This window comes from Streptomyces sp. NPDC012510 (assembly GCF_042955065.1).
Classification (GTDB): domain Bacteria; phylum Actinomycetota; class Actinomycetes; order Streptomycetales; family Streptomycetaceae; genus Streptomyces.
The window spans coordinates 60360-80134 of record NZ_JBIBEN010000016.1 but is presented as its reverse complement, the minus strand read 5'-3'; the positions used below and the strand labels follow the sequence as shown (position 1 = coordinate 80134).

Annotated in this window: 14 protein-coding genes and 1 pseudogene; 8 read left to right on the top strand and 7 right to left on the bottom strand. The window is 72.6% G+C overall.

The window, feature by feature from the left end:
• The first annotated feature begins 308 nt into the window (after nt 1-308).
• The 5 genes and pseudogenes from ACFY9I_RS27660 (at nt 309) to ACFY9I_RS27640 (ending at nt 7279) form a co-directional block, all read left to right on the top strand.
• The gene (locus tag ACFY9I_RS27660; RefSeq protein ID WP_391006292.1) at nt 309-1640 is read left to right on the top strand and encodes a radical SAM protein; all 1332 of its coding nucleotides are present in this window, start codon (nt 309-311) and stop codon (nt 1638-1640) included.
• A 242-nt stretch (nt 1641-1882) separates the two neighbouring features.
• On the top strand, nt 1883-3433 hold the full coding sequence (locus ACFY9I_RS27655; protein ID WP_391006289.1) for a cellulose binding domain-containing protein: 1551 nt from the start codon (nt 1883-1885) through the stop codon (nt 3431-3433).
• A 578-nt stretch (nt 3434-4011) separates the two neighbouring features.
• Entirely contained in the window at nt 4012-5163 is a 1152-nt protein-coding gene (rsgA, locus tag ACFY9I_RS27650; RefSeq protein WP_391006286.1) for a ribosome small subunit-dependent GTPase A, read from the top strand.
• Nucleotides 5164-5289: 126 nt separating this feature from the next.
• Nucleotides 5290-6788 (top strand): annotated as a pseudogene (locus tag ACFY9I_RS27645) (DNA-3-methyladenine glycosylase 2 family protein).
• Nucleotides 6785-7279: a methylated-DNA--[protein]-cysteine S-methyltransferase gene (locus ACFY9I_RS27640; RefSeq protein WP_391006283.1), complete on the top strand. Its 495-nt coding sequence runs from the start codon at nt 6785-6787 to the stop codon at nt 7277-7279. The pseudogene ACFY9I_RS27645 and the gene ACFY9I_RS27640 overlap by 4 nt, the downstream one beginning before the upstream one ends.
• A 407-nt stretch (nt 7280-7686) precedes the next feature.
• Here the strand turns inward: ACFY9I_RS27640 and ACFY9I_RS27635 are convergent, their stop codons facing one another.
• From ACFY9I_RS27635 to ACFY9I_RS27625, 3 genes are all read right to left on the bottom strand, one after another.
• Nucleotides 7687-8169, bottom strand: a complete 483-nt coding sequence (locus ACFY9I_RS27635; protein WP_391006281.1) for a DUF456 family protein — start codon at nt 8167-8169, stop codon at nt 7687-7689.
• Between the two features lie 229 nt (nt 8170-8398).
• Complete coding sequence (locus ACFY9I_RS27630) at nt 8399-9385, bottom strand: helix-turn-helix domain-containing protein (RefSeq protein ID WP_391006278.1); 987 nt, start codon at nt 9383-9385, stop codon at nt 8399-8401.
• A gap of 376 nt (nt 9386-9761) precedes the next feature.
• Nucleotides 9762-10127: a hypothetical protein gene (locus ACFY9I_RS27625; protein ID WP_391006276.1), complete on the bottom strand. Its 366-nt coding sequence runs from the start codon at nt 10125-10127 to the stop codon at nt 9762-9764.
• Between the two features lie 292 nt (nt 10128-10419).
• Here ACFY9I_RS27625 and ACFY9I_RS27620 point away from each other — a divergent pair, with 292 nt between their 5' ends.
• Entirely contained in the window at nt 10420-11844 is a 1425-nt protein-coding gene (locus tag ACFY9I_RS27620; protein ID WP_391006643.1) for a protein phosphatase 2C domain-containing protein, read from the top strand.
• Nucleotides 11845-12421: 577 nt separating this feature from the next.
• Nucleotides 12422-12901 carry an ATP-binding protein gene (locus ACFY9I_RS27615; RefSeq protein WP_391006640.1) on the top strand — a complete coding sequence of 160 codons (480 nt, stop codon included), beginning with the start codon at nt 12422-12424 and terminating at the stop codon, nt 12899-12901.
• A gap of 180 nt (nt 12902-13081) precedes the next feature.
• Here ACFY9I_RS27615 and ACFY9I_RS27610 read toward each other — a convergent pair whose 3' ends face one another.
• Nucleotides 13082-14143, bottom strand: a complete 1062-nt coding sequence (locus ACFY9I_RS27610; RefSeq protein ID WP_391006273.1) for a DUF2637 domain-containing protein — start codon at nt 14141-14143, stop codon at nt 13082-13084.
• Nucleotides 14144-14503: 360 nt separating this feature from the next.
• On the bottom strand, nt 14504-15370 hold the full coding sequence (locus ACFY9I_RS27605; RefSeq protein ID WP_391006271.1) for a (2Fe-2S)-binding protein: 867 nt from the start codon (nt 15368-15370) through the stop codon (nt 14504-14506).
• A 189-nt stretch (nt 15371-15559) separates the two neighbouring features.
• Here ACFY9I_RS27605 and ACFY9I_RS27600 point away from each other — a divergent pair, with 189 nt between their 5' ends.
• Nucleotides 15560-16444: an FCD domain-containing protein gene (locus ACFY9I_RS27600; RefSeq protein ID WP_391006268.1), complete on the top strand. Its 885-nt coding sequence runs from the start codon at nt 15560-15562 to the stop codon at nt 16442-16444.
• A 285-nt stretch (nt 16445-16729) separates the two neighbouring features.
• On the opposite strand, the gene ACFY9I_RS27595 is transcribed toward ACFY9I_RS27600, so the two are convergent.
• Together ACFY9I_RS27595 and ACFY9I_RS27590 are read right to left on the bottom strand one after the other, a co-directional pair.
• Nucleotides 16730-17506 carry a hypothetical protein gene (locus ACFY9I_RS27595; RefSeq protein ID WP_391006265.1) on the bottom strand — a complete coding sequence of 259 codons (777 nt, stop codon included), beginning with the start codon at nt 17504-17506 and terminating at the stop codon, nt 16730-16732.
• A 295-nt stretch (nt 17507-17801) separates the two neighbouring features.
• Complete coding sequence (locus ACFY9I_RS27590) at nt 17802-19475, bottom strand: PucR family transcriptional regulator ligand-binding domain-containing protein (protein ID WP_391006262.1); 1674 nt, start codon at nt 19473-19475, stop codon at nt 17802-17804.
• Between the last annotated feature and the right edge of the window lie 300 nt (nt 19476-19775).

The following is a 19775-nucleotide window of genomic DNA, read 5'->3' as shown; positions in this document are numbered from 1 at the left end:
ACGGGGGTTGCTCGTAGTTCCCCGCGCCCTCGCAGGCAGGGGCTGCGCCGTGCCTGCGAGGGGCCCGCAGGGCCATCAGGGCGCGGGGAACTGCGCGATCAGCCACAAACCACCCGCACCCGCCGACGCACCCCACCCTCGAACTCGAACGCACCCCACCCCGGAAATCGAGCGCGCCACGGCCCCCGAGCTCGAACGCGCCACCCCCGACAAGCCCCCCGCTCCCTCCGCCCGCCCGCCGGAGGCTTACCGTGGGGAGTTGCGTGCGGGCGACCCCCGGGCGCCGTCGGGAGCGAGGAGACAACGGGATGGATGGCAGCCGCACCGCACTGGTGGAGGACCTGATGGAGAGGTTCCCGCACGTGCCACGGGAAGCCGTCTTCAAGGAGGACCTGCTCAGGGGCGGTGTGGCCTTCGACGCCTCCGCGCTGAGCGACAACGAGCAGGGCGAGGTCAAGCCGAAGTCGTACTTCATCTTCTCCTTCGACCACGGCACCCTGCCCGAACTCGGCGAGGCCGCCCTGCGCCGCCCGCCGGAGGAGATCATCCTCACCGGTGGCCCGTACGACCTGCGGCGCACGGTCGTCTCCGTACGGGTCAACCCGTCCTCGCCCTACCGCGTGGCCGCCGACGAGGAAGGCCTCCTCGGCCTCTACCTCGACGGCAGGCGCATCGCGGACGTCGGCGTCCCGCCCATGCCGGAGTACTACCGGCACACCCTCTCCAACGGGAAGTCCGTGATGGAGGTGGCCCCCACCATCCAGTGGGGCTACCTGATCTATCTGACCGTCTTCCGCGTCTGCCAGTACTTCGGCGCGAAGGAGGAGTGCCAGTACTGCGACATCAACCACAACTGGCGCCAGCACAAGGCGGCGGGCCGCCCGTACACGGGCGTGAAGGACGTCGACGAGGTCCTGGAGGCGCTGGAGATCATCGACCGGTACGACACGGCGAAGACCTCCACCGCGTACACGCTCACTGGCGGCGCCATCACCAAGACGGTCGCGGGCCGTGACGAGGCCGACTTCTACGGCCACTACGCCAAGGCCATCGAGGAGCGCTTCCCGAACCGCTGGATCGGCAAGGTCGTCGCCCAGGCTTTGCCGCTGGACGACGTCAAGCGGTTCCACGACTACGGCGTGAAGATCTACCACCCCAACTACGAGGTGTGGGACGAGTACCTCTTCAAGATGTACTGCCCCGGCAAGGAGCGGTACGTCGGGCGCGACGAGTGGCACAAGCGGATCCTGGACTCGGCCGGAGTCTTCGGCGCGCGCAATGTGATCCCCAACTTCGTGGCGGGCGTGGAGATGGCGGAGCCCTTCGGCTTCAAGACGGTCGACGAGGCGATCGCCTCGACCACCGAGGGCCTGCGCTTCTTCATGTCGCACGGCATCACGCCCCGCTTCACCACCTGGTGCCCGGAGCCCACCACCCCGCTCGGAAAGGCCAACCCGCAGGGTGCGCCGCTGGAGTACCACATCCGGCTGCTGCAGGCATACCGAGCCACGATGGAGGAGTTCGGGCTGTCCTCGCCGCCCGGATACGGCCCGCCCGGACCTGGCAACGCCGTCTTCTCCGTCAGCTCCTTCATGGACAGCCTCCCGGCCGTCGAGGAAGGCGACGAGGCGACCGCCTAGAGCCCTCGGGAAGTTTCCGTCCAGTAACTCCTGTGGCCATTGAGTCGATTGGGGTCGGCGTACGTACAACTGAACAGTGCGACTGCTGGTAACCGCATTTGAAGACGCAGCTTGTCAGTTGTGTGGGTACCGTGAAAAGCTCTGGGGCAGCCGCAAGGTGGCCCCCTCAACTCCCCTTGATTTACAGGGTAGTTGACCATTTTTGCGGACTTCCCCCCTCGCTCTGTGGATGCAGGAGACCCATGCCCGACCTGCCGAAGCCCCAGGACGCCGCCGAGGCCGCGCTGTTCTCTGAGTGCTGGGACGCGGTCCTGTCGTACGCCGACCTGTGCACCTCCGGTTCGACCGCGGCGACCCAACTGGCCACCGAGGCCTTCACCCACGGCATGCACGAGGCACACGCCCTGGAGTTCGACGCGGGGGCCGAACGCGGTGCCGGACGGCGTGCCGGGCGGCTGCCCCGAATACCGTTCCTCCTGACCTGGGTCAGAACCAGCGCCGCGGCCTGGGAGACGGGCGGACAGGGCCACCGGCTCGACCCTGACCTGCGCCTCTGGCTCAACTCGGACAAGGCCGCCCGCTACACAGGCCCGCCGCTGCACCGCCCCCTCGCCCTGCGTGCCCTGCGGGACATGCAGGAACCCGACGCGGCCCTGCTCTGGCTGGTCGAGGTCGAGTCGCTGCCACTGACCTCGGTGGCCCGCCGCCTCGGCCTCGACCCGGCCGTGGCCCGCACCGAACTCGACCAGGTGCGGTCCCTGTTCAGGGACCGCTGCCACCGCAACCAGCTCGACGTGCCCCTGCACGCCGACTGCCGCAGCTACGCCCGGCTGCTGGACGCCGTCACCCGCTCGCCCGGCACCGACACCCCCGACGACCTCTCCCGGCACCTCGCCACCTGCGTGGAGTGCGCCGAGGCCGCAGCCTGCCTCGGCCTGCACGGCGGCGGGCTGCCCGCCGCGCTCGCCGGTGGCGTGATCGGCTGGGGCGGCCTCGCCTATCTGGAGCGCCGCCGCCGCGCCGCCGAAGCGGGACTGCTCCCGGGGCGCGCCGACTCCACCGGCACCGACCTCGGCTTCTCCCCGGGCAAGGAGCCGAAGCCCCGGCTCGGCCGCAACGGGGTGCTAGTCGGGGCCGGGCTCGTCTCCGTGCTGGCGCTCGCCGTCTCCCTCATGCCCTTCGGCGACGATGACACCGTCGCCGGCGGCACGTCGGCCGGCGAGTCGTCGGTGGTGCGGCAGGACCCGCGGTTCCCGGCGACCGAGCCCCCGCCCGGCGGATCGTCGTCCGAACTGCAGAGTACGTCCCGCCCCCAGGAGCCCGGCTCCGAAGACGACGGCGACAGCCGCAACAGCAACAGCAACGGCAACAGCAACGGCAACAGCAACGGCAACAGCAACGAGAAGCCCCAGGGCGACTCCTCCAAGCCTGCCCGCGTCCCCCACGAGCCCGTCGACCCGGGCAAGTCGTCCGCCGCCACCTGCCACGTCCGCTACCAGGTGGTCAACGAGTGGCCCGGCGGTTTCCAGGCCGCCGTCACCGTCACCTCCACCAAGGCCCTCGACGGCTGGCACCTCGGCTGGACCTACGAGGACGACCAGCGCGTCACCCAGATGTGGGACGGCACCTTCGACCAGAACGGCTCCGAGGTCACCGCGAGTGCCGCCGACTACAACAAGACCGTCACCAAGGGCGGCACCTTCGGCGTCGGCTTCCTCGGCACCCGGGACGACGAGAACCCCGCACCGCGAGACTTCACACTCAACGGCAAGGCCTGCCGACAGGCGGACTGAGTGCGTAGGGGGAAGGCCTGCCGACAGGCGGACTGAGTGCGTCGGCGAGCAGGCCAGGGCTGTCCTGAAGGGCTGGTGCCTGCTGCGAAAGCTCCGCTGCCGCACGAATCGGATCACCGGCATCTGAAGGCCGTCGTCGTCCTGCACCACGTCTCGACGTGTGGTTCGAAAACGCTCAATTACTCCCCGAAATGCCCACAGGTGAGACTCGTGGCTTGCGGTCAGCTCTCGTCGTCGGCAACCCAGTCGGTGGTCAGGGCGGGCGGCGGCGATCACCTATCCAACTGGTCGACCTGGAGACGCTCTACGGCATGGGATGACCCGTGGACAAGGGTTGCCGAAATTCGGTGGCGGCGCGGCCTGACTGTCTCTAAGGTCAGTGCTGCTCGAGCGGTGACCCGAGGTTGGCTCGGGTGACCTGGCTTGGTTTGGGAGGTGTGACCGATGGCTGTCGTTGAGATGGGCGCTGCCCGCATCCGGATGTTCATTCAGTCCACCTCCGTGGTCTCCGGCTGACCTCACTCTTCTCCCGCGCCAATGGGCGCGGTGCCGGGGCCACCCCTGTGAAGGGTCACCCCTTGTCTTTCTCTTCTTCTTCGGTTTCGTCGCACCCTCTCGCCGTCTACGGCTGGGACGAGGGCTGGGAAGCCGAGTTCGCTCCCTTTGCCGAGCAGGGTCTTCTGCCCGGCCGTGTCGTACGTGTCGACCGAGGCCAGTGCGACGTCGTCACCCCGGCCGGCACCGTCCGAGCCGACACCGAGTTCGTCGTTCCCCGTGACCCGATGAAGGTGGTGTGCACGGGGGACTGGGTCGCCGTCGACCCTGAGGGAAGTGATCCGCGGTACGTGCGGACGCTCCTCCCGCGCCGTACCGCCTTTGTGCGCTCGACCTCGTCCAAGCGTTCTGAGGGCCAGGTGCTGGCCACCAACATCGAGCACATCGTCATCTGTGTGTCGCTCGCGGTCGAACTCGACCTCGCGCGCATCGAGCGGTTCCTGGCGCTCGCGATGTCCAGTTCGAACGGTGAGGCTCTGCTGCACAACGCGGCGAACCCCTGGGAATCAGGGGCCCAGCCGGTGGTCGTGCTCACCAAGGCCGACCTCGTGCCGGACCCGGCCACGCTCGCGCATCTGGTGCGGGACGTGGAGACCGTCGCGCCCGGTGTGGCCGTGCTCACGGTCAGCTCCGCCCTCGGCGAGGGACTCGACGTCCTCGCCGCGGTCCTCTCCGGCGGCACGTCGGTCCTGCTCGGGCAGTCCGGTGCGGGCAAATCGACCCTCGCCAACGCGTTGCTCGGCGAGGACGTCATGGATGTCCAGGCCATCCGTGACGTGGACGGCAAGGGACGGCACACCACGACCACCCGCAACCTCCTCGCCCTGCCCGGCGGCGGGGTCCTGATCGACACCCCGGGGCTTCGCGGTGTCGGCCTGTGGGACGCCGAGAGCGGGGTCGGGCAGGTCTTCGCGGAGATCGAGGAGTTCGCCGCCGACTGCCGCTTCCACGACTGCGCGCACATCGCCGAGCCGGGCTGCGCCGTCCTCGGCGCGGTCGAGTCGGGCGAACTGCCGGAGCGACGGCTCGACAGCTACCGCAAGCTGCTCCGCGAGAACCAGCGGATCGTGGCCAAGAGCGACGCCAGGCTTCGCGCCGAGATCCGGAAGGACTGGAAGCGCAAGCACGCGGAGGGCCGCGCCGCCATGGAGGCGAAGAGGGGTGGTTGGCGCTGACTTCCCGCCGCGGATGAGCGGGGCTCGCCGCAACGGGCCCCGCTCACCCGCGTCCCCTCGGAGGGAAGCACCGCCGTGTCCGAATTCCGCCGGACCGGATGGTCGCGGTCGTCGACACTGGAAGGCATGAAGGACGAGGACACCAGGTACGAGGCCGTGCGCAGCAGGGACGGGCGGTTCGACGGGGAGTTCTTCTTCGCTGTCGAGACGACCGGGATCTACTGCCGGCCGAGCTGCCCGGCGGTGACGCCGAAACGGGAGAACGTCCGCTTCTACGCGACGGCGGCCGGCGCCCAGGGCGCGGGGTTCCGGGCCTGTCGACGGTGCCGGCCGGACGCGGTGCCGGGGTCGGCCGCGTGGAACGTGCGCGCGGACGCCGTGGGCCGGGCCATGCGGCTCATCGGGGACGGCGTCGTCGACCGGGAGGGTGTCGCCGGGCTGGCGCTGCGGCTGGGATACAGCGCGCGCCAGGTCCAGCGGCAGCTCACCGCCGAGGTCGGCGCCGGGCCCGTCGCGCTGGCCCGCGCCCAGCGGGCCCACACCGCACGCGTCCTCCTCCAGACCACCGCACTGCCGGTCACCGAGATCGCCTTCGCGGCCGGCTTCGCCAGCGTGCGCCAGTTCAACGACACGATCAAAGCGGTCTACGCCCTGACGCCGAGCGGACTGCGCGCGAGGGCGCCCCAGCGGTCCGCCGGAGCACCGACCGCCGGTGTCCCCCTGCGGCTCGCCCACCGGGGCCGTACCAGTCGACCGCCGTCTTCGACGTCCTCGCCGCCGAGGCCGTCCCCGGCATCGAGGACATCACCGGAGAACGCGGCCACCGCACCTACCGGCGCACCCTCCGGCTGCCCTACGGCACGGGAGTCGCCGAGATCGACGAACGGCCGGGCGGGCGCCGGGGGCGCTCCGGGGCCGTCGCCGACGGACGGCCCGACGGCCGGCCGGGCGCCGCCCAGCAACCGGACCGGCGCGCTGCCTCGAACCCCGGTGGCTGGCTGGACGCCCGGCTGCGTCTGACCGATCCCCGGGATCTCACCACGGCCGTGCAGCGGCTGCGTCGGCTCTTCGACCTCGACGCGGATCCCTACGCCGTGGACGGGCGCCTGGGAGCCGACGCGCGGCTCGCGCCGCTGGTCGCCGCCAGACCAGGGCTGCGCTCGCCCGGCGCGGCCGATCCGGAGGAGTTCGCCGTACGGGCGCTCGTGGGGCGCGAGAACGCGGAACGGCTGGTGCGGACCTACGGGAAGACGCTGGACGCCCCGCACGGAACCCTGACGCACCTGTTCCCCGAACCGGACGCGCTGGCCGGAGCGGACGGACCGCTCGGCGCCCTCGCCACCGCCCTCGCCGACGGCACCGTACGCCTCGACGTGGGCGTCGACCGGAACGAGGCCGCGGCGGCGCTGTCGGCCCTGCCGGGCCTGGATGCCCGTACCGTCGCCGCGATCCGCGCCCGCGCCCTCGGCGACCCGGACGCGGCACCGCCGGACGAGGCCGTGCCGGACACCTGGCGGCCCTGGCGTTCCTACGCCCTCCAGCACCTCAGGACAGCAGGCGGGCCGGAGCCGGGCAGCGCCGCGCCGACGTCGACACAACAGCGGGAATCGGGAGTTCAGTCGTGAGCATCGAGCAGCGGACGTACTACACCACCGTCGACAGCCCTGCCGGACCACTTCTCCTCACGGCGGACGAGTGCGGTGCCCTGACCTCCCTCTCCGTGCCGGAGCAGAAGGGCGGCCGGGTCCCCCTGCCGCACTGGCTGCGCGACCCCGCGCCCTTCCGGGCCGCCGAGGGGCAGCTCGCCGCGTACTTCGCCGGTGAACTCAAGGAATTCACGCTGGAGTTGGCCGGCGAAGGCACCGACTTCCGTCGACGGGTCTGGGCCGCGCTCGACGACGTCCCGTACGGCGCGACCACCACGTACGGCGCCATCGCCGCCCGCATCGGCGCACCCCGCGCCGCCGTCCGGGCCGTCGGCGGCGCCATCGGCGCCAACCCCCTCCTCATCGTCCGCCCCTGCCACCGGGTCATCGGCGCCGACGGCACCCTCACGGGGTACGCCGGCGGCCTCCACCGCAAACGCCTGCTCCTCGACCTGGAGGGCGTGCTGTAGCACCGCCCGGGACCGGCCGTACCCGGCCCGCGTCAACCCGCGAGGGCCGAGTGCGCCAACGGTGTGAGGGCGCGTGCACGGGGCCGGCGCCCAGGGAAGTGATGAGGGGCCTGTGTCGCTTCCGCCGCGGGTACGACAGGCGGTGAACGCCTCGATCCGGGCCGACGGGATCTTCGACGCGGTGGCGGGCTTCGGCCGGGCCAGTCCGCGGCCCCCTCCGCCCGCACCGGATCCGTCCCGCCTACGACCCCGGCGACCATGTCCACCTCAACGACGCGGGCATGCGCGCCCTGTCCGACGCCGTCTACCTGGTGGATGTCACCGGCTGAGAGCCGGCCGGATCGGCTCGCGGCAGCGGGGACCGGCCGTCAGCGGGGACCGGCCGGCAGCCCCGAGGGGGGTCCTCCTCAGCCCCCGAACACCACACCCACCCACGCTCCCGTCACCAGCAGACAGGCGAAGAGCTCCGCGAGGACGCTGGACCCGCCCTCGCGCATCGCCGTGCGCGTCGCCGCCTTCGCCGCGCCGTGAGAGCCGAGACGGAGCCGTTCGGAGAGGTAGATGCCACCGACGAAGCCGGGGATCGTGCCGAGGACGGGGACGAGGACGAAACCGAGGAGAGCGCCCACACCGGCGTACGCCCCCATTCGGGGGGTGGCGCCGCTCTCCTGCAACCGCCGGGGCGGCAGGACCCAGCGGACCGCGCGGGAGAGCAGCAGGACGGCGGTGGCGCCCACGAGCACCCACCAGGCGATGGGCCGCGGCTCCTCCAGCGCCCACCACATGACCCCGGCCCACACGAGCCAGGACCCCGGCACGCCGGGCACCAGCACTCCGATCAGGCCGAGCAGCAGCACCACTGCGACCAGCAGGAGTTCCCACGCTCCCATCTGCCCAGGGTGCAGGACCGCGCGTGAAGGCGCAGGTCAGTGGTGCCGGTGTGCCGGTGTGCAGGTCCTGGGGCAGCGCCCAGGTGGCACCGACCCGTGCCCGGCCCATGCGCGCCGGTGCCCGGCCCATGCGCGCCGGTGCCCGGCCCATGCGCGCCGGTGCCCGGCCCATGCGCGCCGGTGCCCGGCCCGTGTACGCCGGTTTCGGCCAGTGCGCGCCGTGCCCCGGTCAGTCCCGGGTGACCCAGCCACGCTCGTACGCGTGCCAGCCCAGCTGTAACCGGGTGGTCACCCCCGTCAGCTCCATCAGGCGCTTCACCCGGCGCTGTACGGTCCGCAGGCCCAGATCGAGCTGTTTGGCGACGCTGGCGTCGGTCATGCCGGCCAGCAGCAGGGACAGGATCTCCAGGTCGGCGTCGTCGGGGTCGTCCGGGACGTCCTCGGTGACACGGCCGGCGGCGCCGAGCCGCAGCGGCAGGGCCTGCCGCCACACCGACTCGAACAGACCCGACAGCAGCTCCAGCAGCCCGCTCGCGTGCACGACGAGCGCCGCGGGTTCGGCGGTTTGCGTGGTGAGCGGGACCATCGCGAGCGCCCGGTCGGCGATCACCAGTTTCGTCGGCACCTCGTCCAGCACCCGTACCCGCTCGTCACGGTCCAGCGCGGCGGAGAGCTCCGTGAGCCCGCTGTCCTCGTCCAGGACGGCCCGCTCGACCACCACGCGGTAGCCGACACCGCGCCCGGTGGCCTGCTCCTCCGCGGGATCGTTCTCCGGCCCCGACACCGCGATCGGAGCGCCGGTGACCATGGCGCAGACCTCCTCCGTGGCGCCGAGCTGCAGTTGCAGGAAGCGCTGCGCTATGGCGGCCGAGCCGATCACCACCTCGACCAGGTCGTGCGCGGCGGGCTCCGCCGAGTTCGTCCGGTACTCCTCGGCGAGCATCGCCGCCGCCAGCTCGGCCTTCTCCAGCTCGTGCCGCTGCTGGGTGAGCAGCGCGCCCAGGGCGACCCCGGGGGGCGCGGCCACCCAGCGGCCCGGGCGGGCCGAGGACTGGGCCGCCAGCCCGTGCCGCTCCAGCCGACGCAGCACGCGCTCGGTGTCGTGCTCCCTGAGCGTGAGCCGGCGCGCCAGATCCGGTACGTCGGCGGCGCCCACGGACACCAGGGCCCGGTACGCCGACTCGTGCGTCTCGTTGAGACCGATCGCTCCCAGCATGCGGCGACGCCCTCCCTTGCCGCGCCTTCCGGCGCACTTCCGCCTCGGCACATCATCACCGCACCGCACATCCCACCGACAGGGCGGGGTCGCACGGCATCGCCCGGTGGTCCCCGTCGCCAGATACCGTCCGCCAGGCACCGTCCTTCGGCCATGCGGGCGGCCGCACTCGGAGGAACGTCCGAACCCGAGCCCTTCCGGCCCGAGCGTCCCTCCATCCCCTCTGTTCCCCCGCGTCGCACCGGAGTTCGACACTTAGTCCGACACGCCGTGCGGTCCACGGCTCTGCGGGCCGATTTTCCGGATGCCCCGTTTTCATACGGCTCCTGAGGTGGACAATTAGGGGCATGAGCCAGCAGGGGGAGAGGCCGACCGGTCAAGAGGACGACTGGTGGCGGCAGTTGTACGACGACGACAACGGGGACACGGGCCCCTCGGTCGCGGCCGATTCCCTCGACGACCGCTTCGCCTCGGCAGCGGGCACGCTCGGGCAGCCGCCGACACCGCCCGCCCGCCCGGCGACACCGCCCGCCCGCCCGGCGACACCGCCCGCCCGACCGCCGACACCGGCGGGCACGTCGGGCACATCGAGCACGTCGGGCGCGTGGAGCGCGATGCCGGGCACCTCGGGTGCGTGGGGTGCCGTGCCGGGTGCGTCGGGCGCGCGGGGTGGATCGGGCACCGGGAGTGCGCCGGGCAGCGGATCGGCCCAGCCGGGCGGACCGCGCGTGGTCCCGGACACCTCGGGCCCCGCGCCGGGGCTGTCGGGTGCCCTCTCGGACCGAGTCCCTCCTCAAGGGCAGCCAGGCGCCCCCGAGAGGTGGGGCGAGGCCGACGGACTCGGGGCGAATGTCGACGGAAACCCCGGGCAGGACGAACGCGGCAGCCGACCCGACGTCCCCCCGAAACCCGCCACGCCCCCCGACCCCACGCCCGACTCCAGCCCCGACGCCACCGCCGAGGCCCTGCGCCGCAGCGGCCTCACCCCGCAGCGCGCCCCCTGGGAGCCCCCGACCGCCCAGCCCACGGGCCCGGTGACCTTCCCGTCCGGCCCCACCCCACCCGGCAACCCCACGGCCGCCCCCCGACGCCGTACGCCCACACAGTCACCAACCGGGGAAGGAACGACCTCGCGGCCCCCGGCAGCCGCGCTGCCCGCCCCCGGCGGCCCTCCGGTCCCTTCGCAGCCACCGCCCCCCCTCCCGAGGCGACCGTCGAGCCCACCCAGGCCCGCGGGCCCCTGGACACGCTCGCCGGCACCCCCACCGTCCGACGCCGCCCCGCCCATGCCCCAGCCCTCCGACGCCGTCCCGCCCGCGCCCCAGCCTTCCGACGCCGTCCCGCCCGCGCCACGCCGGTCCCCGGAGGCGGCCTCCTCGGAGTCGTCGGGGGCCGGAGGCCTCAGAAAACGCGGGCACGACCCCCGCCGGACAGCCCACCCGGTGGAGGCCGAGCCCTCCGACGCCAGGCCATCCACCCGGCTCGACCGCCCCGCACAGGTGGCGTACGTGGGGTCCGGGCCGCCCACCTACGACGCGGAGCCGACCGCGCTGCCGTCGGCGGATCCGGAGGACCTGGGGGACCTGGTCGCGGACACGGTGCTGGACGGCGCGCGCTACGGGGCGTGCACGCTGCGCGCGGCGTCGCTGCGCGGCGACTCCGCGCGGTACCGGGGCGAGCCGCGCCGCGACGCGCTTCTGACCGTCCGTTTCGGGGTGGGTGAGCAGGCCCTGGTCCTGGTGGCCATGGCGACGGGCGCGCGGGCCACTCCGGGGGCGCACCGCGCGGCCGCGGAGGCGTGCCGGTGGATCGGCCGGGCCGTCGGGCTCAGCCATGTGCGGCTGGTGGAGGACATCAGGGCGGCCCGGCGCGGTGACCTGAAGTCCGGGCTGCACCGGCTCACCGACCGCAGCCTCGGCAAACTGCGCGCCGGCGCCGCCGAGCAGGGGCTCGACCCGGAGGAGTACACGGCGCACCTGCGCTGTCTGCTGCTCCCGGCCGATCCCCGGTGCCGTACCCGCGTGTTCTTCGGGGTCGGTGCCGGAGGGCTGTTCCGCCTGCGGGACGGGGAGTGGCAGGACATAGAGCCCCGGGTCTCGGACACGGCGGGCGCGCCGGTGGTGGGCTTCGGCTCGCTGCCGCACGAGACCCCCGACGGTGACCGCCTCACCATGGACCTCGGCATCACGACACCGCCGAGCCCGTACGAACCCGCCCCCGCCCCACCACGCGAACCCTTCCGCTTCCGGGCCTCCGTGGCCCGCGAGGGCGACGTCCTGCTCCTGTGCACCGGTGGCCTGGCCGAGCCCCTGCGCGGCGAGGCCCCGCTCGCCGAACACCTGGCGGCCCGCTGGGGAGCCGACGAGCCGCCCGGACTCGCCGCCTTCCTCGCCGACGCCCAGGTCCGGGTCAAGGGCTACGCCGACGACCGTACGGCCGCCGCCGTGTGGGAGGCCTGACCGCGGGGACTGAGGCAATGACGACAACGATGAAAGGGCGGACGAGGAAGACCAGGCCAACAGTGCCCGCCGTCCGATCCCCGGCCGGTGACGACAGGCGTGAACCAGCCGTGTTCGGCCGATAAGGGTAGGCGTCAACCAGCCGCGCTCGGCCGGAAGTTGACCTGTGCCGGCGCAGAATTCCGGCCAATCAACATCATCGAGCCGAGTGGTCGGTTCCTGGCGGCGGACGCCGGGCGTCCACGCCGGCCGTGTCCCGGTGGCATCGGCCGGATCGGCGGCCCCGCATGGGCGTATGGGACCGACCGCGGCGGCACGGTCGGGGCCGCCCGCACTCGGGGGACGCCGGATTCGTCGGCCCGCGCGGGGTTTTCCGGGGAGGGAAGCGCTCTCCCAAGGTACTGATAGCTGGCTTGACTCTGTGCGTTTGAAAGCGTACGGACGGTCGTTGGCGATCCGGCATGAGTGCCGCGATCCGGACGGGGCATGGATCTCCGTGTACGTGTTCGAGCAGGAGGGGAACGTCATCGGCGCGTGGGCGGGGGTCATGAAGAGGCAGGCACGAGGGGGCGGTCCCATGGCGGTAGGGGCCTTCTCGGCAGAGGCGGCGGAGGAAGCGGCAGGCGGAGCGACGGACAAGGCCGGTGCCGGACAGCTCAGGCGCAGACTCGGGCGGGCGGACCTGCGGGCGGTGCCCGAAACCCGTAGGGCGCTGCGGGACCTGCTGCGGCAATGGGGGCTGCCGGGCAGAGCGGAGATGGCGGAGATAGCGGAGCTGCTGACGAGCGAGCTGGTGACCAACGCGCTCGTCCACACCGACCACGACGCGGTGCTGACCGCCACCGTGTCACCGCGTGGACTCCACGTGGAGGTACGGGACTTCGTGGGCCGCAGACCCACCCCGCGGAAGCCGAACGCCGAGGACGCCACCCATGGACGCGGCCTCCTCCTCGTGCAGTCCCTCGCGGACGCCTGGGGGGTACGGGCGCATGGAGTGGGCAAGGCGGTGTGGTTCGACCTGGACGGCGGTCTGAGCGGCGCCTCCGCGGCCGGCTGAGCGGCACCTCGACCGGCCCACTCGGACCGGCCCTGCCGGGAAGCAATACCGAACGGAAACGGACGACGCGCGAACCGACACGCGCTACGGACGACACGTGAACCGACACGACGAACGGACACGCGCAAACGGACAGGGGCGCGGCATGTGCCGCGCCCCTGTCCGATGTGTGGTCCGGGATCAGCCGAACTGCTGCTCAAGGTCCTTCAGCTTGCGCTCCAGGGAGTCGAGCCGTGGCAAGGCCATGGTGTCGTCCTCCGCGGTGAGGTCGACGGTGATCGACTTGTCAGCACCGTTGCGGACGGGCTGCAGGGAGGGCCGGGTGCGTACGGGCAACTGTTCCGGCGTCGATATGGCAGGCTCCGAGGTCACCTGGGCCGCGGGCACACGTTCCACGGTGGTGTCCACCTGGAGCCCGCCACCGCCGCCGCCACCGCCGCCACGGCCGGGCAGACCCCGGTGGCCGCGGCTGATGGCCTTGAGGTGGGCCCGCTCCAGACGCTCCTGCTCGCGCTTGCGCGTCCGGTTCTCTTCCTTTATCCGCTTGTCCTCGCGCACCTCGTCCACGGCCTCGTCCAGGCTGCGCACGCCCTCGAGGAGCATCAGCGACCAGGCCTTGTACGTCTCGCGCGGGGCCCGCAGCCAGCGGACCACCCGGATCTGCGGCAGCGGACGCGGCACCAGACCCTGCTCGCGCAGCGCGGCACGGCGGGTCTGCTTCAGCGCGCGGTCGAAGAGCACCGCGGCGGACAGGGACATGCCGGCGAAGAACTGAGGGGCGCCGTCGTGGCCGAGACCCCTGGGCGCGTGCACCCAGTTGAACCAGGCCGCCGCACCGGCGAACGTCCACACGAGTATGCGGGAGCCGAGGGCGGCGTCACCGTGGCTGGCCTCGCGCACCGCGAGCACCGAGCAGAACATGGCGGCACCGTCCAGGCCGAACGGAACCAGGTACTGCCACCCGCCGGTGAGGCCCAGGTTCTGCTCACCGAAGCCGACCAGGCCGCGGAAGGAGAGCGCGGCGGCGACCGCGGCACAGCAGAAGAGAAGGATGTAGGAGGCCGTGCCGTAGAGAGCCTCCTTGCGCCTACGGCGCTCCTCGCTGCGTTCCCAGGAATCCTCGGTCTTGGCGTGCTCCCCGGAGCGCTTGCCGCGCGCGAGCACCGCAACCGCCGCAAGCATGCCCAGGAGCAGTACGGCGCCCGGAAGCAGCCAGTTCAGCGATATGTCGGTCAATCTCATCAGGGGTCCCTTGCATTGGGATAGGGCGTAACGCCCGCCATAGTGGCCCAATCCTCGCGGCCCTCAGGGGGTTTCGGGGCAAGAGACCGCCAAAGAAGTGCAATGAGTGACGCATGACGGCATTCTGCTCGAACTACCGCGCGAGGGACGGGAGTTGAGTGCGAGTGAGATTACCTGTTCGAGTGGTTCCACGGAAAGTTCCTGCGGCATGTGAGGAATTTGTGAACCACCTGTAACCCGATGAGGGTCCCACCCGGAGTTGATCTTACGGCACATGCCGTAGGCGATCGCCGGGGGGTGGCTCGGCGCGGATCCCGGACGTGGGCCCCCGGCACTGGCCCCGGGCGCTCCGAGAGCCCGTCAACCGGTGACGGTGGCCGTCAGTTTGGCCACCCGCTCGGCCTCGCAGGTACGCGGGCAGGTGACGCAGGTGTCCTCCGGGGCGAGCGTGTAGAACATGCAGCAGCTCGCCCGGTCCCGGGTGGGCAGCGACTCACCGCCCGGCCCGGTCAGTTCGCGGAAGCCCGCCCCGCCCACGTACGGCCGGGTGGAACCCGGCAGCAGCAGCTCCAGCTCGCGCCGGCAGCGCTCCTGCTCGTCGGCGCCCAGGAGTTCGGCGACATACCAGATCCCCTCGACGACCTCGTCGGTCGCCATGCCCCACAGCGCCCGCCCGCGCCGCCGCATGCGCGGACCGAAGCCACCGAGGACCGGTTCTATGTGCTCGGCGAACGCGGCCCGTACCTCGGCCCGCAGTGCCTCCTCGTCCGGGACCACCCGGGCGCCCGGCTCGGCGGACGCGGGATCGTCCGGCAGGCAGCTGAACGTTTCGCCACGGACCGCCAGCCGGCTCTGTTCCCGCTGGAACGCCACCTGCCCGACGGGGAAGCGCGGCACCCGCCGCCGCAGGAACCAGGGGACCGTGAAAAGCAGACAGGCGTACCAGGAGTACCGGTGCAGCCCGAAGGTCGCCACCACGTCCGGGCGCCCCTCGCGGCCGTGGTCCCGCACGATCTGGGCCGCGTCCCAGGCGAGGAACGCGTCCAGCTCCGCGCCGGCCGCCGCGAGCCCGGCCGCGGAGACCCACCCCTCACCTTCGGGCAGTGGATCGGTGGGAGAGAGTTCTGTCACGCTCATCACGGGCAGTGCCTCGGTCAGCCGGGCGTACGCGACCGTCATGGGTGACGTGCGCGAACCGAGTGTCGGAGCCGGTGCTGAGAGGGGCATACGGGGACCGCCGTTTCACCATCGCTGCCAAGTAAGGCTGACCTTACCCGTGGTGGTCGAGGTTTGAACTGAGGGCATGTGCGCCTATGGTGCTTTACGACCGGTAACAACCCCAGTAGTGACCAAAGCGCACCCATGTACCCAGCCGGCCGCACTACTCGACACACGACTCGGCTCGGAGGAGGACACGTGGAGCAGGCCGGACCTCGCACGCGCCGGGCCGCGACCGCGAGTGCGCCGGAGGCAGCCCGACCGGATGCGGACTACCGCGTGCCCGCACAGCCGGGCGTCGCCGATGTCGACCGGGGGCGGGGCCTCGTGGCGGAGGGCGGCGCGGACCCGGTGCGCGGCGAGGCAGGGCCCGTCGCCGACGCGGCCCGGGGTGAGCACACGCACAGCGAGACGCCGATCCCGCTGCCCCGCAGCCAGCAGCGGCCGGTGGTTCAGCGATCCTCCGTACGAGGGCAGATCCTCGACGCGCTGCGGGCGGCCCTCGCGGGCGGGGAGCTGACGCCGGGGGAGGTGTACTCGGCGCCGGCCCTGGGGGAGCGGTTCGGGGTCTCGGCCACCCCCGTACGCGAGGCGATGCAGCAACTGGCCATCGAGGGCGCGGTCGAGGTCGTGCCCAACCGGGGCTTCCGTGTCGTACGGCGAGGGGCCCGGGAGCTGGCCGAGCTGGCGGAGGTGCGGGCGCTGCTCCAGGTGCCGGTGGTCATGAGGCTCGCGCGTACGGTGCCGGCCGACCGTTGGGGTGAGCTGCGGCCCCTCGCCGACGAGACGGCTCGGGCGGCGTCCTCCGGGTGCCGTGCGACGTACGGGGAGGCGGACCGGGCCTTCCACCGGGGGGTGCTGGGGCTGTCCGGCAACGAGCAGTTGCTGCAGATCACGGACGACCTCCACCGGCGTACGCAACTGCCGTTGGGCGGTGGCCATGTGGGTGTCTCCGGGGGCGGCGGCCGTGTGGAACTGATGGCGGACGCGGCGGAGCACATCGCGTTGTTGGACGCGTTGATGGCGCAGGACCTGGAGGCCGCGTGCTGTCTGGTGGAGAGGCATTTCGGGGCGGGGGGCTGAGGGGACGTCGGCGGCCGCGGGCGCGGTGGGGCTTCTCGCACAGTTCCCCGCGCCCCTGAAAGACCAGGCCCTGAGGGCCTGGAAGGCGACGGGCTGCGGGCCTGAAGGGCGGCGGGGGTGCGGGTTTGCAGGGCGAGGGGGCTGCGGGTCTGAAAGGTGGCGGGGGTGCGGGGTGAAAGGCCCGGGGCGCGCCCTTGGCTTTTCAGGGGCGCGGGGAACTGCGCGACCAGCCCCCACGCACCCGCAGCCGAACACGCACCCTCACCCTCACCCACGCCCCGCCGCTCACGCCGTCGCCGCCGGCGGTGGGGCCAACTGCCGCGCCAACCACGTCGGTACACCGCCCAGAAGCCGGAACAACCGCCCCGCCTCCTCGCGCAGTCGCGAGGCCTCCGGTTCGGACTCCGTGTCGGCCAGGGAGACCAGCGCCGGGGCCGTGCCGACCAGGTAGCCCAACTCCTCGCGGATGCGCAGGGACTCGGCGAAACCGTGCCGCGCCTCGGCCAACTCGCCGTCGTGCAGGGCGAGTCCCGCGAGGTGGCGCCAGGTGAAGGACTGCAGGAGAAGGTCGCCGTGCGCGGTGGCGCCCGCGTGGGCGCGGCGGTAGGCGGCGCGGGCGGCCTGCGGGGAGCGGGCGAGGTTCTCGGCGAGGACGCCCCGGCGAAAGTCGAGCAGGGCCCGGCCGGGTGCGCCGGGGGCGATCAGGGCCGCCGCCCGGCCGAGCGCGGCCCGCGCCTCGTCGGAGCGGTCGCGGACGCCGAGGAGCGTGGCCGCGTACGCCAGTTGGCCGCGCTCACAGGCCGCCGCGCCCCGCTCGTCGTCGGTCCGGGCCTGTGCCTCGGCCGTGCGCAGCGCGTCCTCGGCGTCCTCCCAGCCCTGCTCGGTGTAGAGACAGCGCTCCACCAGCAGCGCGGTGCGCTGCAGCGAGGCCTGTGGGGTGACGGGTTCGATGAGGGTGGCGGCGTCGACCCAGCAGGCGCGTGAGCGCAGCCGCCATACCGCGGTCTGGAGTGGATCGTCACCGGCGGTCGTTCCGTTACCAGACATGGCGGTATGCGCCACGTTGCCCTCCCCGAGCACGCCCTTGAGCTTTGAGTGGTGGCGGCATCTCAGCACGAACACAGGGGCACGGCCAAGAGGGTGTGTGAAAGTTTTCACTTGCGAGAGGGGATCAGACCGACCCGGGAGCCCTCCGAAGAGGCGAACCGGCCTGTCCGGAGACGCGGTGGGTGGGTGCGGTGGTCGAGAAGCGCGACAAGGCGTGAACGGCCGACCGCACGCCCCTCGGCCGCACACGGCCGGGCGGGGACGAGGACTTGAGGTCCGGGCAGCGCTGTCTTCCCCACCACCCACGACCTCAGCTCATGCGCAGGGCCAGGAAGAAGTCGAGCTTGTCCTCCAGACGGGAGAGGTCCCGGGCCGTCAACTGCTCGATGCGGCCCACCCGGTACCGCAGCGTGTTGACGTGCAGGTGGAGCCGCGCGGCGCAGCGCGTCCAGGAGCCGTCGCACTCCAGGAACGCCTCCAGGGTCGGGATCAGCTCGGCGCGGTGGCGGCGGTCGTAGTCGCGCAGCGGGTCGAGGAGCCGGGCCGTGAAGGCGCGGCGTACGTCGTCGGGGACGAAGGGCAGGAGCAGGACGTGGGAGGCCAGCTCCTGGTGGCCGGCCGCGCACACCCGGCCGGAGCGGGCCGCCGCCACCCGGCGGGCGTGCCGGGCCTCCTCCAGGGCGCCGCGCAGACCCTCCGCCGAGTGCACGGCCGCGCTGACGCCGAGGGTGAGCCGTCCGTCGCCGTCGAGGCCGGCGGTCAGCGGCCCCCGTACGGCCGCGAGAAGCGTGTCGGCGTGAATGCCGGAGCCGGAGGCGTCGTGCTCCGAGGGGACCGCCGCGAGGGGGACGAGGGCGATGGCCTCCTCGTCCGTGTGAGCGACGGCGATCCGGTCGGAGGGCTCGGGGCCCGTCGCCAGGGGGTCGACCAGGATCTCCTCCAGCAGAGCCTGGGTGAGCGGTCCGTCGTGGGTCGCCTCGCCGTCCCACTCGACCCGGGCCACGACGACCTGCCAGTGCGGCGCCGACCCGAGGCCGGGCAGCAGCACCGGCGCGGCGACCCGCAGCCGCGCCGCGATCTCGGCGGGTGCGGCCCCCGCCTGCACCAGCTCGAGAACTTCCTGGGCGAGCCGTCGCCGTACCGTGCGGGCCGCGTCGCGCCGGTCCCGCTCGACCGCGATGAGCTGGGTGACGCCGTACAGCAGGTCGAGCCGCTCGGCGGGCCAGTCCCCGGCATCGGCCTCGACGGCGAGGAGCCAGTCGGAGAGCGCCGTCCCGCGTGCGTCACGGGTCTCCCCGGGGGCGCGACCCGTGCTGCTGATCGGGAAGAGCGAGTACGTCGTGGTGCCGACGGCCACGCGGTGGGGGCCGCGCCGCCCCGTGCGCGTCGCCGCCAGGTGTTCGGCGGCCAGCCGTGCGCACAGCTCGGCGGGGAGCGCGGGCCCGGCGACCTCGGGGCCCGCGATCAGGCGGCCGGCGGGGGAGAGCACCCAGGCTCTGAGGTCCAGGTCGGAGCCGAGCAGGTCCAGGACGACGTCCGGGCCGCCGCCCGCGGCGCCGGACGTCATCATCCGGCGGTGGCGGTCCACCACGGCCGCCAGGTCCCCCGCGCGCTCACCGGAGACCTGCCGTACGACGTGCTCGGTGATGGTCGCGAAGGCGACCGACTCGTTGACCGCGAACAGCGGCAGTCGGTGCCGGGCGCAGGCCACGAGCAGGTCCTCGGGGATGTCGCCGAGCTCGGCCTCGCCGGCGGCCAGCGCGGTGACCCCGGCGGCGACCAGGATCCGTACGAAGGGCTCGGAGTCGCCGGCGTCCCGGCGCCAGGCCAGGCCCGTGAGCACCAGCTCGCCGCCGGAGAGGTAGCGGCTGGGATCCCTGAGGTCGGTGGTCATCACACCGCGCACGGTGCGGTCCAGCTCGTCCTCGCCGCCGAGCAGCCGCAGACCCAACGCGTCGGTGTCCAGCAGTGCGCGCAGGCGCATTCTCGTCGCCGCCGTTCTTGTCTCGAAAACAGTGGCCAGGGACTCGGCATCCTCTTTCCGGGCCCCGGGTGTGTTCCGGATGTGTCCAAAGGAAAACCTGGAGGTTGCCGATGGCCTCCATTCATACGAATCTACAAGATGCGCCCCTTGGCCAGGCAACTCCTTCATGGTTTCCGTGACTGACCGGGGCGGATCGGGAGCTGTGTACTGAAGCTGGATCCACGTGGACAGCACCTGAACGAGCCGGGCCCCGCCGCACTCGATCTGGCTCGATCAGAACGACTCAAGACGAATAAGAGA